14 protein-coding genes are annotated in these 13428 nt (G+C 62.8%); 11 read left to right on the forward strand and 3 right to left on the reverse strand.

Going from position 1 to position 13428, the window contains the following annotated elements:
• The first annotated feature begins 17 nt into the window (after positions 1 to 17).
• Both FJ867_RS21895 and FJ867_RS21900 read left to right on the forward strand, forming a co-directional pair.
• Positions 18 to 1166, forward strand: a complete 1149-nt coding sequence (locus FJ867_RS21895) for a porin (RefSeq protein WP_140520696.1) — start codon at positions 18 to 20, stop codon at positions 1164 to 1166.
• 214 nt (positions 1167 to 1380) lie between these two features.
• Positions 1381 to 2493 carry a pyridoxal phosphate-dependent aminotransferase gene (locus tag FJ867_RS21900; protein WP_140567731.1) on the forward strand — a complete coding sequence of 371 codons (1113 nt, stop codon included), beginning with the start codon at positions 1381 to 1383 and terminating at the stop codon, positions 2491 to 2493.
• A gap of 36 nt (positions 2494 to 2529) precedes the next feature.
• Here the strand turns inward: FJ867_RS21900 and FJ867_RS21905 are convergent, their stop codons facing one another.
• On the reverse strand, positions 2530 to 3534 hold the full coding sequence (locus FJ867_RS21905) for a bifunctional helix-turn-helix transcriptional regulator/GNAT family N-acetyltransferase (RefSeq protein ID WP_140734991.1): 1005 nt from the start codon (positions 3532 to 3534) through the stop codon (positions 2530 to 2532).
• A gap of 166 nt (positions 3535 to 3700) precedes the next feature.
• On the opposite strand from FJ867_RS21905, the gene FJ867_RS21910 reads away from it, so the two are divergent.
• From FJ867_RS21910 to FJ867_RS21935, 6 genes are all read left to right on the forward strand, one after another.
• A complete protein-coding gene (locus FJ867_RS21910) occupies positions 3701 to 3985 on the forward strand; it encodes an acylphosphatase (protein WP_140494632.1) in 285 nt (94 codons plus the stop codon).
• A gap of 69 nt (positions 3986 to 4054) precedes the next feature.
• A complete protein-coding gene (locus tag FJ867_RS21915) occupies positions 4055 to 4705 on the forward strand; it encodes a TetR/AcrR family transcriptional regulator (protein ID WP_140567723.1) in 651 nt (216 codons plus the stop codon).
• Between the two features lie 66 nt (positions 4706 to 4771).
• On the forward strand, positions 4772 to 5935 hold the full coding sequence (locus FJ867_RS21920; protein ID WP_140818577.1) for an isovaleryl-CoA dehydrogenase: 1164 nt from the start codon (positions 4772 to 4774) through the stop codon (positions 5933 to 5935).
• A 1-nt stretch (position 5936) separates the two neighbouring features.
• Positions 5937 to 7544 carry a carboxyl transferase domain-containing protein gene (locus tag FJ867_RS21925; RefSeq protein ID WP_140517991.1) on the forward strand — a complete coding sequence of 536 codons (1608 nt, stop codon included), beginning with the start codon at positions 5937 to 5939 and terminating at the stop codon, positions 7542 to 7544.
• A 1-nt stretch (position 7545) separates the two neighbouring features.
• The gene (locus FJ867_RS21930) at positions 7546 to 8109 is read left to right on the forward strand and encodes an O-acetyl-ADP-ribose deacetylase (protein ID WP_140517990.1); all 564 of its coding nucleotides are present in this window, start codon (positions 7546 to 7548) and stop codon (positions 8107 to 8109) included.
• A complete protein-coding gene (locus FJ867_RS21935; RefSeq protein WP_140559448.1) occupies positions 8091 to 10052 on the forward strand; it encodes an acetyl/propionyl/methylcrotonyl-CoA carboxylase subunit alpha in 1962 nt (653 codons plus the stop codon). The genes FJ867_RS21930 and FJ867_RS21935 overlap by 19 nt, the downstream gene beginning before the upstream one ends.
• Positions 10053 to 10205: 153 nt before the next feature.
• Here the strand turns inward: FJ867_RS21935 and FJ867_RS21940 are convergent, their stop codons facing one another.
• Together FJ867_RS21940 and FJ867_RS21945 are read right to left on the reverse strand one after the other, a co-directional pair.
• Positions 10206 to 11327 (reverse strand): branched-chain amino acid ABC transporter substrate-binding protein, encoded by a 1122-nt coding sequence (locus FJ867_RS21940; RefSeq protein WP_140494645.1) that lies wholly within the window; start codon positions 11325 to 11327, stop codon positions 10206 to 10208.
• A gap of 398 nt (positions 11328 to 11725) precedes the next feature.
• Positions 11726 to 11992 carry a sel1 repeat family protein gene (locus tag FJ867_RS21945; protein WP_010915070.1) on the reverse strand — a complete coding sequence of 89 codons (267 nt, stop codon included), beginning with the start codon at positions 11990 to 11992 and terminating at the stop codon, positions 11726 to 11728.
• A gap of 445 nt (positions 11993 to 12437) precedes the next feature.
• Here FJ867_RS21945 and FJ867_RS21950 point away from each other — a divergent pair, with 445 nt between their 5' ends.
• The 3 genes from FJ867_RS21950 (at position 12438) to FJ867_RS21955 (ending at position 13394) form a co-directional block, all read left to right on the forward strand.
• Positions 12438 to 12779: a DUF2147 domain-containing protein gene (locus FJ867_RS21950; protein ID WP_140494647.1), complete on the forward strand. Its 342-nt coding sequence runs from the start codon at positions 12438 to 12440 to the stop codon at positions 12777 to 12779.
• A 207-nt stretch (positions 12780 to 12986) separates the two neighbouring features.
• Positions 12987 to 13145 (forward strand): hypothetical protein, encoded by a 159-nt coding sequence (locus FJ867_RS28815; RefSeq protein ID WP_181165140.1) that lies wholly within the window; start codon positions 12987 to 12989, stop codon positions 13143 to 13145.
• 54 nt (positions 13146 to 13199) lie between these two features.
• Positions 13200 to 13394 (forward strand): hypothetical protein, encoded by a 195-nt coding sequence (locus tag FJ867_RS21955; protein ID WP_140517987.1) that lies wholly within the window; start codon positions 13200 to 13202, stop codon positions 13392 to 13394.
• Positions 13395 to 13428 lie beyond the last annotated feature (34 nt).

The following is a 13428-nucleotide window of genomic DNA, read 5'->3' on the forward strand; positions in this document are numbered from 1 at the left end:
TGACTGGAGGTCAGAAAATGAACATCAAGAGCCTTCTTCTCGGCTCCGCTGCGGCCCTGATCGCAGTTTCCGGTGCGCGCGCCGCCGACGCCGTCGTCGTCGCCGAGCCGGAGCCCGCTGAATACGTCAAGATTTGCGACGTCTACGGCGCTGGCTACTTCTACATCCCCGGCACCGAGACCTGCCTGCGCGTCGGCGGCTATGTCCGTTACGACATCGGCGTGGGCGACACCGGCTCGTTCGACGGTGCGAAGGCTGCCGATCACCAGGACGGTGACGACCACAACACCTACTACAAGAACACGCGCTTCACGCTTAAGACCTGGACCGGCCAGGAAACCGAGCTCGGCACGTTGAAAACCTACACCGAGACCCGCTTCAACTTCGGCGACGACAATGCCTTCGACGAGCCGATCAACGCCGCCCACAACCGGGACGTCTCGCTGAACTTCGCCTGGATCCAGCTCGGTGGCCTGCGCGTCGGTAAGGACGAATCGGCCTTCGATACGTTCGTCGGCTACGCCGGCAACGTCATCCAGGATACGCTGGTTCCTTACGGCGATTTCGACACCAACGTCGTCCAGTACTACTTCGACGCCGGCAACGGCTTCTCGGCCGTGGTTTCGCTCGAAGAAGGCACCGGTACCGACACGATCGACAGCTATGTTCCGCACGTCGTCGGCGGCGTGAAGTATACGCAGGGTTGGGGCGCCATCACCGGCGTCGTCGCTTATGACAGCAATTACGAGGAAGTTGCCGGCAAGGTTCGCTTGGACGTCAATGTCAGCGACGCACTGTCGCTGTTCATCATGGGCGGCTACGGCACTGATGACAACCTCAACGACGATGCCGGCAATTTTGTCGAAGCCCATGGTCGCGGCTTCTACAAGGCGTGGGGCGGCAACTGGGCAGTCTGGGGCGGCGGCACCTACAAGTTCAACGAGAAGACCTCGTTCAACCTTCAGGTGTCTGCTGACGACTGGAAGAACGTCGGCGTTGCGGCGAACGTTGCTTATGACGTCGTTCCCGGCTTCACCGTCACGGCCGAAGTCGACTACCTCCATGCCGGCCGGTTTGACGATGCTGGCTTCGTCAACCCATCGTTTACGCCTGCCGATAAGAAGAACAGCGTCGGCGGCATGCTCCGCTTCCAGCGCTCGTTCTAACAGCTATCGCTTCGAATATAGAAACCCGGCGGGCAACCGCCGGGTTTTTTCATTGGGAGTTTCGACTGCGCGATTCCGCAGCGGACGATGATTGCTCTGGGATGCATCAGGTGTTTGGATCAGGCGGGCGGCAACGATTGCTCATTGCGCGCAACTTGCACCCGCCTACTGACCGCGCTAGCAAGAAGCCCCTTCCCTCACGCGAGCTTTTGCCATGCGTCTGCGCCCTCCCCTTATGCCGCTCGTTGCAGCGCTTCCGTCGACCGTGCCGTTTGTCGGCCCCGAAGCGCAGGAGCGCGAGCGCGGGCGTGCATTCCGCGCCCGCATCGGCGCCAATGAGAGCAGCTTCGGGCCGTCGCCGCGCGTCATCGCCCGGATGGCCGAGATCGCGCGCGACATGTGGATGTATTGCGATCCGGACAATCACGACCTGAAGGTGGCCGCGGCAGCGCATCATAATCTCAAGGTCGAGAACGTCGTGGTCGGCGAAGGCATCGATGGCCTGCTTGGTCTGGTGGCGCGCATGTATGTTGCGCCTGGCGATGCGGTGGTCACCTCGCTCGGCGCCTATCCCACCTTCAACTTCCACATTGCCGGTGTCGGCGGAAGGCTTGTCACCGTGCCCTATGCGAACGACCACGAGGATTTGGAAGGGCTGCTGGCTGCGGCCGCCAGGGAGAAAGCGCCGCTGGTCTATCTGTCCAATCCGGACAACCCCATGGGGAGCTGGTGGGAAGCGGCCGAGCTGACGCGCTTCATCGAAGCGCTGCCGGAAACCACCATGCTCGTGCTCGATGAAGCCTATGGAGAATTGGGGCCGGCCTCCGCACTGCCGCCCATCGACGTCTCGCGGCCGAACGTCATCCGCATGCGCACCTTTTCGAAAGCTTACGGGCTTGCCGGCATACGCTGCGGCTATGCGGTCGCCGAGGCCCAGGTGATCAGCGATTTCGAGAAGATCCGCAACCACTACGGCGTCAGCCGCATGGCGCAGGTGGCGGGCGTCGAGGCGCTCGCCGACCAGGATTATCTGGATTCAGTGGTGGCGCGGGTGGCGGCAGGGCGCCGGCGCATCGCGCAGATAGCCGAACAGAACGGGCTGACGCCCCTGCCGTCGGCGACCAATTTCGTCACCATCGATTGCGGCCGCGACGGTGCTTTCGCGCTGAAGATCCTGCAAGGCTTGTTGTCGCGCGACGTCTTCATCCGCAAGCCGATGGCGCCGGGGCTCGATCGTTGCATCCGCGTCAGCGTCGGACTGGACCACGAGCTCGACATTTTTGCTGAGGAACTGCCCGGCGCACTGGCCGCCGCCCGTGGAAACTGAACGAGCGTTGCCATAGCGGCGACACTTGCCGGCCCGTTAGAGATCGAGCTCCCAGTTCTGGCCGGTGAGTTCCTTGCCGAAACTGTGATGGCGCTCCTGTGAGACCAGTCTGAACCCGGCGCGCTCATAAATCGCGCGGGCGGCGACCAGAATGTCATTCGTCCACAGAACGAGCTTGATGTAGCCGCAGGCGCGCGCCTGGTTCACGCATTCCGCAACCAGGCGCTTGCCGATGCCCAACCCGCGCGCCGCAGCCTCGACATGCAGCAGCCGCAGTTTCGCGACCTCGTCGTCCTGGTGAACCAGAAACACCGCGCCAAGCGGGAGGCCGGCGCGTTCGGCGATCCAGCAGAAATCGCGCCCTGGCTTGAAATTGCGGATAAAGTCGGCCCCGATTTCGGCAACCAAGGCTTCGAACTCGATGTTCCAGCCATATTCCTCGGCGTAGAGCTGGGCCTGACGCTGCACCACCCAGCCAATGTCGCCGACGCGATGCGGACGCAACGTCACCACAGGGGCAGCCGCCTCGCCTTCAGCCGCCGGATCGCCCAGCAGCTCCGCTGCCTTGCGCAAGGCGTCGCCGAGTTCGGCCAAGCGGTGGTCGGGCAGGTTCTCGATAAGCCGGGAAGTGTCGCGGTCCGCCGCGGCCTGCAGACCGGCAAGGGCGTCCCGCCCCCTTGCCGTCAGCGACAGGATACGCCTTCGCCGGTCGACCGGATCGGTCCGGGTCTCGGTCAGGCCTTCGCCGGCGAATTTTCGCAGGATCCGCGTCAGATAGGCCGCGTCGAGACGCAGTTGCCTGGCGATGTCGGAGGCGGCCGGGCCGACATCGATGTCGAATGTCTCCGAAAGGAAGCCTCGCTCGCCGGCGATTTCCGCCGCCGCCGGGCGATCCCGATGACCAAGCTCGAACAGGACGCGCGCCTCGGTGAGCGTGAACGGGCTCTGCGTCAAGGTCTCGTCGAGAAGGCCGACAGTGCGGGTGTAGAAACGGTTGAAGTGCCTGATATCGGCCACCAAAGCACTGCGTTGGTCCAGCATCTGCGTTCAGCCCTTGGATGATGATAGCCACAGTGTTAGAAATTTAGTGGACTGAGTCAATTAAATTCGAGTTCGACTCGGGCCCCCTCCATCCTCGTTCGACCGGCCTGTTGCATTCCCCGTCGCCTGCGCCAGATTCCAGCAGACGAGCCTCGGGAGAGACGCAATGGCTGACGATCGCAAGGCAGTGCGTGTGCGGGCCCACGGCAAGGTGCAAGGCGTCGGCTACAGGATCTGGGTCCGAAGCCAGGCCGCCAGCCTTGGGCTTGCGGGCTGGGTGCGCAATGAAGCGGATGGCTCGGTGACCGCCGAGATTGCCGGCACAGGCGAAGCCGTCTCGACCATGATCGGCCGGCTTTGGAAAGGACCGCCGGGAGCGTCCGTTTCCGGGGTTGACGTCGAGGATGCGGTATCCAGCAATCCTGTTACCGGCTTCCGGATCGATGCCTGATGCGGCTTCGGCATACCTCTTGAATTAATTGAACGTTCGTTTTATTAATTCGCAACAAGGGAGGCTCTTTTGGCGCGCACGACAGGATCCGATGGCGGGAAGACCGAGGCGGCAGCCCGCGAGGCGGCGGTCAACCTGATCGCGCGGCTCGGCTATGAGGCGATGTCGATGCGCCAGCTGGCATCCGAAGTAGGCGTGCAGGCAGCCGCGCTTTATCGCTATTTCCCGACCAAGGAGGATTTGCTGTTCACGCTGATGCGCGAGCATATGGAAGAGCTGATCGCAGCCTGGAACGCCGCACGGCCCGCCGATGCCGATCCGGCAAGCCGGCTTTCGGCCTATGTCGAGAACCACATCGCCTTCCACATCGCCCGCCGCCATGCGACGCATGTTTCGAACATGGAGCTGCGCAGCCTGTCGCCCGAAAGACTGACCCAGATACTGCGGATGCGCACGGCCTATGAGAAGGAACTGCGCGCCATTCTGCGTGACGGCGCCGAGGCAGGCGTGTTCGTCGTCGAAGACACCGGCCTCACCGCCATGGCGCTGATCCAGATGATGACCGGTGTCATCGTCTGGTTCCGGCCGGGCGAGCGGCTGTCGATCGCAGAAGTCACAGCGACATATCTTTCGATGACGATGCGGCTCGTCGGCGCGACGATCGACACCTACAGCGCCGCACATCCGTTTGGACGCGCAAACGACGCCGTGGGATTTTAGTTTCGCGCATGATCTTTTCCGAAAATCCAAGTCGATTTTCGGGGGTCATGCGGCAGGAGGAACCGGATGTACACGAACACGCTCAGCTTCGGGCATGACGAGGATGTCGAGGCATTGCGCGAGCTGGTGCGGCGCTTCGCCCAGGACAGGATCGCGCCGATCGCGGCGGAAATCGACCGCTCGAACGAATTCCCGGCGCATCTGTGGGCGGAACTCGGCAATCTCGGCCTCCTCGGCATCACCGCCGATCCGGAGTTCGGCGGCAGTGGCATGGGCTATCTCGCGCACGTGATCGCCGTTGAGGAGATATCAAGGGCCTCGGCCTCGGTCGGCCTGTCCTACGGCGCCCACTCCAATCTCTGCGTCAACCAGATCAACCGCTGGGCAACGCCGGCGCAGAAGGAGAAATTCCTGCCGCCGCTTTGCTCGGGCGAGCGCGTCGGCGCGCTGGCCATGTCGGAGCCCGGCGCCGGCTCCGACGTCGTCTCGCTCAAGCTGCGCGCCGAAAAGCGCAACGACCGGTACGTGCTCAACGGCACCAAGATGTGGATCACCAACGGCCCGGACGCCGAGACGCTGGTGGTCTATGCCAAGACCGATCCGGAGCGCCATGCCCGCGGTATCACCGCCTTCATCGTCGAAAAGGCCTTTGCCGGATTTTCGGTCGCGCAAAAGCTCGACAAGCTCGGCATGCGCGGCTCCAACACCGGCGAACTGGTTTTCGATAATGTGGAGGTGCCGTTCGACAACGTGCTGCACGAGGAAGGGTGTGGCGTCGAGGTGCTGATGTCTGGTCTCGACTATGAGCGCACGGTGCTGGCCGGTGGCCCGATCGGCCTGATGGCCGCGTGTCTCGACGTCGCGGTGCCCTATGTGCATGAGCGCAAGCAGTTCGGCCAGGCGATCGGGGAATTCCAGTTGGTGCAAGGCAAGCTCGCCGACATGTACACGACGATGAACGCCGCGCGCGCCTATGTCTACGCGGTCGCCGCCGCCTGCGACCGCGGCCAGACCACCCGCAAGGACGCCGCAGGCTGCATTCTGTTTGCCGCCGAAAAAGCAACGCAGATGACGCTTGACGCACTCCAGCTTCTGGGTGGCAACGGATACATCAACGACTATCCGACCGGCCGGCTGCTACGCGACGCCAAGCTCTACGAAATCGGTGCCGGCACCAGCGAAATCCGGCGATGGCTGATCGGCCGCGAGATCATGGCGGAGGGGGTATAGCATGGCCGTCCTCCGGACCCAGATCTCCCCTTCCTCCGATACCTTCCACACCAATGCCGAACGCATGCGGGCGCTGGTCGGCGATATCGCCGAAAAGGCCGCGAGCGTCGAGCGCGGTGGCTCGGAAGAGGCGCGCGAGCGACACGTCGCGCGCGGCAAGCTGCTGCCGCGCGAGCGGCTGGCGCAATTGCTCGACACCGGGTCGCCCTTTCTTGAGATCGGCCAGTTCGCCGCATGGTCGATGTATGGCGAGGACATTCCCTCCGCCGGCATCATCGCCGGTATCGGGCGCGTCGAAGGCACGGAAGTGATGGTCGTCGTCAATGACGCCACGGTGAAGGGCGGCACCTATTACCCGCTGACGGTGAAGAAGCATCTGCGCGCGCAGGAGATCGCGCTGCAGAACAATCTGCCTTGCGTCTACCTGGTCGACAGCGGCGGCGCCAACCTGCCCAACCAGGACGAGGTGTTTCCCGACCGCGAGCATTTCGGGCGCATATTCTACAACCAGGCCAACATGTCCGCCTCAGGCATCCCGCAGATCGCCTGCGTCATGGGTTCGTGCACGGCGGGCGGCGCCTATGTGCCGGCAATGTCGGACGAGACGATCATGGTGCGCAACCAGGCGACCATCTTCCTCGGCGGTCCCCCGCTGGTGAAGGCCGCCACCGGCGAGGACGTCAGCGCCGAGGATCTCGGCGGCGCCGACGTCCATACACGGCTCTCCGGCGTCGCCGATCACTACGCGCTCGACGACGAGCATGCGCTGGCCATCTGCCGGCGCATCATCAAGAACCTCAATCGGAACAAGACCGTAAGCCTTGCCGTCCAGAAACCGATTCCGCCGCTTCATCCGGCAGATGAGATCTACGGCATCGTGCCGACGGATCTGCGCCAGCCCTATGACGTGCGCGAGGTGATCGCGCGCCTCGTCGACGGTTCGGAGTTCGATGAGTTCAAGCAGAATTACGGCACCACGCTCGTCACCGGCTTTGCCCATCTCCACGGCATGCCGGTCGGCATCATCGCCAACAATGGCGTGCTGTTTTCCGAAAGCGCGCTGAAGGGCGCGCATTTCATCGAACTGTGCTGCCAACGCAAGATTCCACTGGTGTTCCTGCAGAACATCACCGGCTTCATGGTGGGGCGCAAATATGAGGCAGGCGGCATCGCCAAGGACGGCGCCAAGCTGGTGATGGCAGTCGCCACCGCCCGCGTGCCCAAGGTCACCGTGATCATCGGCGGCTCGTTCGGCGCCGGCAACTACGGCATGTGCGGGCGCGCCTACTCGCCCCGCTTCCTGTGGATGTGGCCGAACGCCCGCATTTCGGTGATGGGCGGCGAGCAGGCGGCGACGGTGCTGGCCATGGTCAAGCGCGAGGGTATCGAGCGCAAGGGCGGCGAATGGAGCGCTGAGGAAGAAGCGAAGTTCAGGAAGCCGATCCTGATGAAATACGAGCATGAAGGCCACCCGCTCTATTCCTCCGCAAGGCTATGGGACGACGGCATCATCGATCCGGCCAAGACGCGCGAGGTGCTGGCGCTCAGCCTCTCGGCCGCGCTCAACGCGGAGATCGAGGAAACGCGCTTCGGCGTGTTCAGGATGTGAAATGGGCGAGGTGCAGGACAGGATCCGCATTAACGTCGGCGACATCACCAAGTTGGATGTCGACGCCATTGTCAACGCGGCCAATTCCTCGCTGCTCGGCGGCGGCGGGGTCGACGGCGCCATTCACCGGGCGGCGGGGCCGGAACTCCTCGCCGAATGCCGCACGCTCAACGGCTGCAAGACCGGCGATGCAAAGTTGACCAAGGGCTATCGGCTGCCGGCCCGCTACGTCATCCATACGGTCGGTCCAGTCTGGCAGGGCGGCGGCAAGGGCGAGGCGGAGTTGCTCGCCTCCTGCTATCGGCGTTCGCTCGAAATCGCCGCCGAGAAGGAATGCCGCTCGGTCGCCTTTCCGGCGATCTCGACGGGCATCTACCGCTATCCGAGGGATGAGGCGGCAGCAATTGCAGTCGGCGCCGTAAATAGCTTCTTGAGCGGAAATACGACGCCGCAGACCGTCATCTTCTGCTGCTTCGACGAACAAATGGCCGAACTATACCGTGAGGCCGTTGCTTCCTCGAGGCGAACGCAGTCTACGGAGGTTTCATGTTCACAAAGATCCTGATCGCCAACCGAGGCGAGATCGCATGCCGGGTGATCCGCACGGCGCGCAGGATGGGGGTGCGCACGGTTGCCGTCTATTCCGATGCCGATGCGAAATCCCTGCATGTCGAGATGGCCGACGAGGCGGTACATATCGGTGCCTCGCCTGTCAGCGACAGCTATCTGCGCGGCGACAAGATCGTCGCGGCCGCCTTGGCGACAGGCTCGCAAGCCGTTCATCCCGGCTATGGCTTCCTGTCGGAAAATCCTGATTTCGTCGACCAGGTGGCGGCCGCGGGGCTCACCTTCATCGGCCCGTCGGCGGCCTCTATCCGCGCCATGGGGCTGAAGGATGCCGCCAAACGGCTGATGGAAAAGGCCGGCGTGCCCGTCGTGCCGGGCTACCATGGCGAGGCACAGGAGATCGTGGTCCTGGCCTCCAAGGCACGCGAAATCGGCTACCCCGTGCTGATCAAGGCGCGGGCCGGCGGCGGTGGCAAGGGCATGCGCCGGATCGAGCACCCCGACGAGTTTTCCGAAGCGCTGTCGAGCGCACGACGCGAGGCGAAATCCGCTTTTGGCGACGACCGTGTACTGGTGGAAAAATATATCGACAAACCGCGCCACATCGAGGTGCAGGTTTTCGGCGACAATTTCGGCAATGCCGTCCATCTGTTCGAACGCGACTGCTCGGTGCAGCGACGCCATCAGAAGGTTATCGAGGAAGCCCCCGCCCCCGGCATGACGGAGGCGTTACGCAAGGCCATGACCGAGGCGGCGGTGAAGGCCGCCAAGGCGATCAGCTACTGCGGTGCCGGCACCATCGAATTCATCGTCGATGCCTCGCAAGGCCTGACGCCTGACCGCTTCTGGTTCATGGAGATGAACACGAGGTTGCAGGTCGAGCACCCGGTCACCGAGATGGTCACCGGCACTGATCTGGTAGAATGGCAGTTGCGGGTCGCATCCGGCGAGAAGCTGCCGAAAACGCAAGGCGAGATAAAGCTAGCCGGCCACGCCTTCGAGGCGCGCCTCTATGCCGAGGATGCCGCAAGGGAGTTTCTGCCTGCGACCGGCACGCTGCATCATCTGAAATTTCCCGACATGGTTCCCCAAGGGGCCGCCATGCGTGTCGAAACCGGGGTGCGGGCCGGCGACGCCATTTCTCCCTATTATGATCCGATGATCGCCAAGCTGGTGGTGCATGGCGGGGACAGGCCGGCTGCGCTGGAGGCACTCGGCGCGGCGCTTGCGCGAACCGAAGTCGCCGGTTCGATCGTCAATACCGCCTTCCTCGCCGCGCTGGTGACCGATCCGGACTTTTCGGCGGGCGATGTCGATACCGGCCTGATAGGCCGCCACCAGCAGGCGCTGACCGAGATTGCGCCGCCGAGCGGCGAAACGGTCGCGGCCGCGGCCATAGCGGCCTCCGGGGCGGGCGCGCTGCCGGCATCGGATGATCCATGGTCGTCGCTTGCCGGCTACACGCATTTCCATGGCATGGCGCGACAGATCCGGCTGAAGTTTGGCGAGGACGATATTCTGGCGAGGGTTTCGGTACGACCAGACCGGCGTTCCCAGGTGACGCTCCATGCACCCTATGACAGCGCCAATTCGCATGACCTTCGCGCCGTTCCTCGCCTCGCCCGCTGGCCAGGCCACATCACGATATTCGAAGGCGCGGCCGGCTATACGTTCGCGGTGCCGGACCCGTTGGCCAGAGGCGATGATGCGGCGGCGGCGTCAGGCAGTTTGCGCGCGCCAATGCCGGGACTGGTCAAGCTTGTGCGGGCGACAAAGGGCGATACGGTGATGAAGGGGCAACCGCTGCTTATTCTCGAGGCGATGAAGATGGAGCACACCATCGCCGCGCCCCATGATGGCGTGATCGCCGAGATCGCCACCGAGGGCGCGCAGGTTACCGACGGCACTGTGCTGGTGCGGTTCGAGGATATGCAAGGCTGACAGCCTCGCTGCCGGACGCCAAGCGTCCCTGTCCTGCCGGACAGAGAGAGGCGCCGTAGAATGTCGACCGCCGTTATATGTCCATGGCAAGACACACAGGCAGAAATGAAATGGCCGGGACGAGCCCGGCCATTTCATCGATATAGGCAGCGATTACGGCTGGATCGGCGCATACTTGCCGTCGTGCCACTGGTTGATGTCGTAGCTGGCGTTCTTGAGGTCGCCCTTCTCGTCGAAGGTGACATTGCCGACAACCGTGCTGATTGGCTGCCCGTTCTTCAGCGCCTCGGCGACCTTGGCCGGATCATCGCTGCCGGCACGCTTGATGCCTTCCGCAAAGGCCTGGATCGTGGCGTAGGAGAATAGCGTGAAGCCTTCCGGCACGAAACCGCCGGCTTTGATCTTCTCGACGGCTGCCTTGGCTTCCGGCTTTGCCTGAGGATCCGACGGGAAGACGAACATGGTCCCTTCGCCGGCCGGGCCGGCAACCTGCCAGAATTCCGGCGAGGCTATCGAATCCGGCATGATCAGCTGGAACTTGATGCCCTGTTCCGCCGACTGGCGCAGGATCAGGCCAGCCTCCGGGTGGTAACCGCCGAAATAGACAACGTCGGCCTTGAGGTCCTTGAGCTTGGTGACGAGCGCCGAATAGTCCTTTTCGCCGGCATTGATGCCTTCATAGTCCACTTCCTTCAGGCCGCCGGCATTCATCGTGGCCTTGACCGCATCGGCAACGCCCTGACCGTAGGCACTCTTGTCATGCAGGATGACGACGTTCTTGCCGGCATACTTCTTCGCGATCCAGGGGCCAATGAAGGCACCCTGCGCATCGTCACGCGTATAGAGGCGCATGATCGTCGGCCAGCCGGCCTTCGCTGCGGCGTCGGTCAGCACCGGGTTCGAGGAGGCCGGGCTCATCATCAGGGCACCGGCTTCGGCATAGACGGCGGAAGCCGGAATGCTCGAACCCGAGCAAGCGTGGCCGTCGATGAACTTGACGCCATTGGCGACGATACGGTTGGCGACCGAAACCGCCTGCTTCGGGTCGCACTGGTCATCCTCGATATCGAGCTTGATCTGGCGACCGTCGACACCGCCGGCAGCATTGATCGCGTCGGCGGCAGCCTGCGCGCCCTGCTTGAACTGATCGCCAATGGTGGCGAGCTGTCCGGTCATCGGACCGACCACCGAAAAGGTGATGTCGTCGGCATAGGCGACCGGCGCGCTCATCATCAGGCCGAAAATGGCCGCGTTCAAAATACTTAATTTTTTCATTGCGGTATGACTCCTCCACTCACGCGCGGCCGCCCCGGCCACGCTTCTTCCAGAGAGGCCGGACAATTTCATCCTTCGTGTGGCCTGTCTAGGCGCATTGGCGGCGCTCGATTAGGCCTGCGGAGCATCTCTGGAGCAAAAAGGCAAAAGCCGCGCCGGCCTTGTTCCGGCCGGTCGCGGCTTTGCCTGTCGAGCTGTTTCTCAAGCGCCCCCGCACTCGAACCCAACTCGCCTTCCCTGTCTTCCTGCTGGCCCTGATCTTTCCGAAACCGGATCATGGCCGCCGCGCCGCTGGCCCTGTCGGGCGTGCCGCGTTTTTGGTTTTGTCACGTGGCCGTCTTACCGCGGCCTTGTCCTTGCCTGGCGGACCAGAAGGCCGCCCTGCCTTATCTCTAAATTCAGTGCATCGTCATCCATTCGCGGGCTTCGCGCAGCGCCTTGGCGATCTCGACCTTCGACATCGCAGCCGACAGTTCCGAACGCAATTCCGCAGCGCGGGCCGAACCCTTGATCGCGGCGATGTTGAACCATTTGTGGGCGGCGACGACATCGGTCTCGCAATCGCGGCCCGTCGCATACATCATCCCCAGTTCGAAAAGAATGTCGGCCTGGGCAGTTGCCCCCATGGCGCCGAAGCCTGCTTCAAGCATTTCAAAACGTGCCATTTTTCAATCCTCTCTTCCGGCCCTGTCTGGCTCCCGAGAGCTGCCTCCGTTTGTCTGCCCGGGCTGCTCTTTCGATGCTTTCGAGAATGCCGCTCAGGCTTGAATCCGTCGTTAAATGGCGTGCTTAATTTGAGGAAAACAAAGCTAAAACAATAGGTAAACGTGGAAATTCGTTAAGGATACAAAGCCAGCGATTCAGCCGGATAGCGCCAAATTTGACGACAATTTTCGCGGGCGGAATCAACACTCTGCTAACCACGCGAAACAAACGCCGCGCATGCATGCATTCATTTCCCTGCCGACATTGCTTCCGTCGGCGCATCTGAATTGCCAAAGCTTCCGCTGCGGCACCGCTTTTGTTTTGCAGGGAGCTGGATTAGCTTACGTTTGCGTAAGCGGCAGACCGGCGAGGCGTAGCCTCCTGCCGGTATCCAAGGGAGGAAAGATGTTTCGAAAAGCAAGCCTGGCCCTGGCGGCCACTTTGATCCTGACCGGTCTGGCCTGGGCCGATCCGATCGAGGGAAACTGGAAGACGCAGGCCGGCGATACCGCGGCCATCGGGGGCTCGGGTTCATTTTCCATCACGCTGAAGTCTGGCAAATATGCCGGCAAGACCATCGGTTCGCTCAAGGCGTCCGGCGACAACAAATACACCGGCAACATAACCGACCCGGCAAACGACAAGACCTACTCCGGCAAGGCGACACTGTCGGGCACCTCGCTGAAAATGAGCGGCTGCGTGCTCGGCGGGCTGATCTGCAAGAGCCAGACCTGGCACAAGCTCTGATCGACCCCATCCTTGCGACATGAAAACGGGGCCGGCAGGCCCCGTTTTCGTTTCATGATCCTGGCGTGCTGTGCCGGCGGCCATGCTCCTTATGGCCAGCGCCGCCTCAAAACCCATCAACCAATTTGAACGGCAGATGAACGCCGGCATCAGAGCCGGTTCAGTCGTGCCCGGGCATTCTCCTGCGTGTTGAAGGAGACACGACCAATGCTCGCCCGCCGCTTCACCATCGTCTGCCTGCTGGTGAGCCTGTTTGGAATGTTCTTCGCCATCCTCGTCGCCGAAGCGGGCCGTTCGGCCCGTTCCTGGGACGAGGCCAGTTCCAGAACCTGCCGCCTCGCCTGCCCGACCACCCTTCGCCCCTGAGACAGAAACCAAAGACCTGACCAACCACAAGACCTCGAAAGAAAAGCAAAGACCATGAACCGCATCGCCGCCAATCTCTTCAAAACCGTTCGGCTTCTGCCGCGGGCGGCGCTCATCCTGGCGTTTCTTGCCGCACCGGTCCTGGCCGTGCCGATGATGCGTACCGATGCCGGGTCCACGATCGACGCGCCAGCACTGAAGAAATCCGGCGTCGGTTTCGTGCTGCTGGTCAGCCTGCAGCGCGGATAAATTGCGCCTTCGATCGGGACACCCCTCCCAACCG

The sequence above is a fragment of the Mesorhizobium sp. B2-5-3 genome (assembly GCF_006441005.1).
Lineage (GTDB): Bacteria > Pseudomonadota > Alphaproteobacteria > Rhizobiales > Rhizobiaceae > Mesorhizobium.

What these genes read in the sequence shown, in the direction of transcription:
- FJ867_RS21895 (WP_140520696.1), top strand. Translation starts at nt 18, where the DNA reads ATGAACATCAAGAGCCTTCTTCTCGGCTCCGCTGCGGCCCTGATCGCA.
- FJ867_RS21900 (WP_140567731.1), top strand. Translation starts at nt 1,381, where the DNA reads ATGCGTCTGCGCCCTCCCCTTATGCCGCTCGTTGCAGCGCTTCCGTCG.
- FJ867_RS21905 (WP_140734991.1), bottom strand. Translation starts at nt 3,534, where the DNA reads ATGCTGGACCAACGCAGTGCTTTGGTGGCCGATATCAGGCACTTCAAC.
- FJ867_RS21910 (WP_140494632.1), top strand. Translation starts at nt 3,701, where the DNA reads ATGGCTGACGATCGCAAGGCAGTGCGTGTGCGGGCCCACGGCAAGGTG.
- FJ867_RS21920 (WP_140818577.1), top strand. Translation starts at nt 4,772, where the DNA reads ATGTACACGAACACGCTCAGCTTCGGGCATGACGAGGATGTCGAGGCA.
- FJ867_RS21925 (WP_140517991.1), top strand. Translation starts at nt 5,937, where the DNA reads ATGGCCGTCCTCCGGACCCAGATCTCCCCTTCCTCCGATACCTTCCAC.
- FJ867_RS21930 (WP_140517990.1), top strand. Translation starts at nt 7,546, where the DNA reads ATGGGCGAGGTGCAGGACAGGATCCGCATTAACGTCGGCGACATCACC.
- FJ867_RS21935 (WP_140559448.1), top strand. Translation starts at nt 8,091, where the DNA reads ATGTTCACAAAGATCCTGATCGCCAACCGAGGCGAGATCGCATGCCGG.
- FJ867_RS21940 (WP_140494645.1), bottom strand. Translation starts at nt 11,327, where the DNA reads ATGAAAAAATTAAGTATTTTGAACGCGGCCATTTTCGGCCTGATGATG.
- FJ867_RS21945 (WP_010915070.1), bottom strand. Translation starts at nt 11,992, where the DNA reads ATGGCACGTTTTGAAATGCTTGAAGCAGGCTTCGGCGCCATGGGGGCA.
- FJ867_RS21950 (WP_140494647.1), top strand. Translation starts at nt 12,438, where the DNA reads ATGTTTCGAAAAGCAAGCCTGGCCCTGGCGGCCACTTTGATCCTGACC.
- FJ867_RS28815 (WP_181165140.1), top strand. Translation starts at nt 12,987, where the DNA reads ATGCTCGCCCGCCGCTTCACCATCGTCTGCCTGCTGGTGAGCCTGTTT.
- FJ867_RS21955 (WP_140517987.1), top strand. Translation starts at nt 13,200, where the DNA reads ATGAACCGCATCGCCGCCAATCTCTTCAAAACCGTTCGGCTTCTGCCG.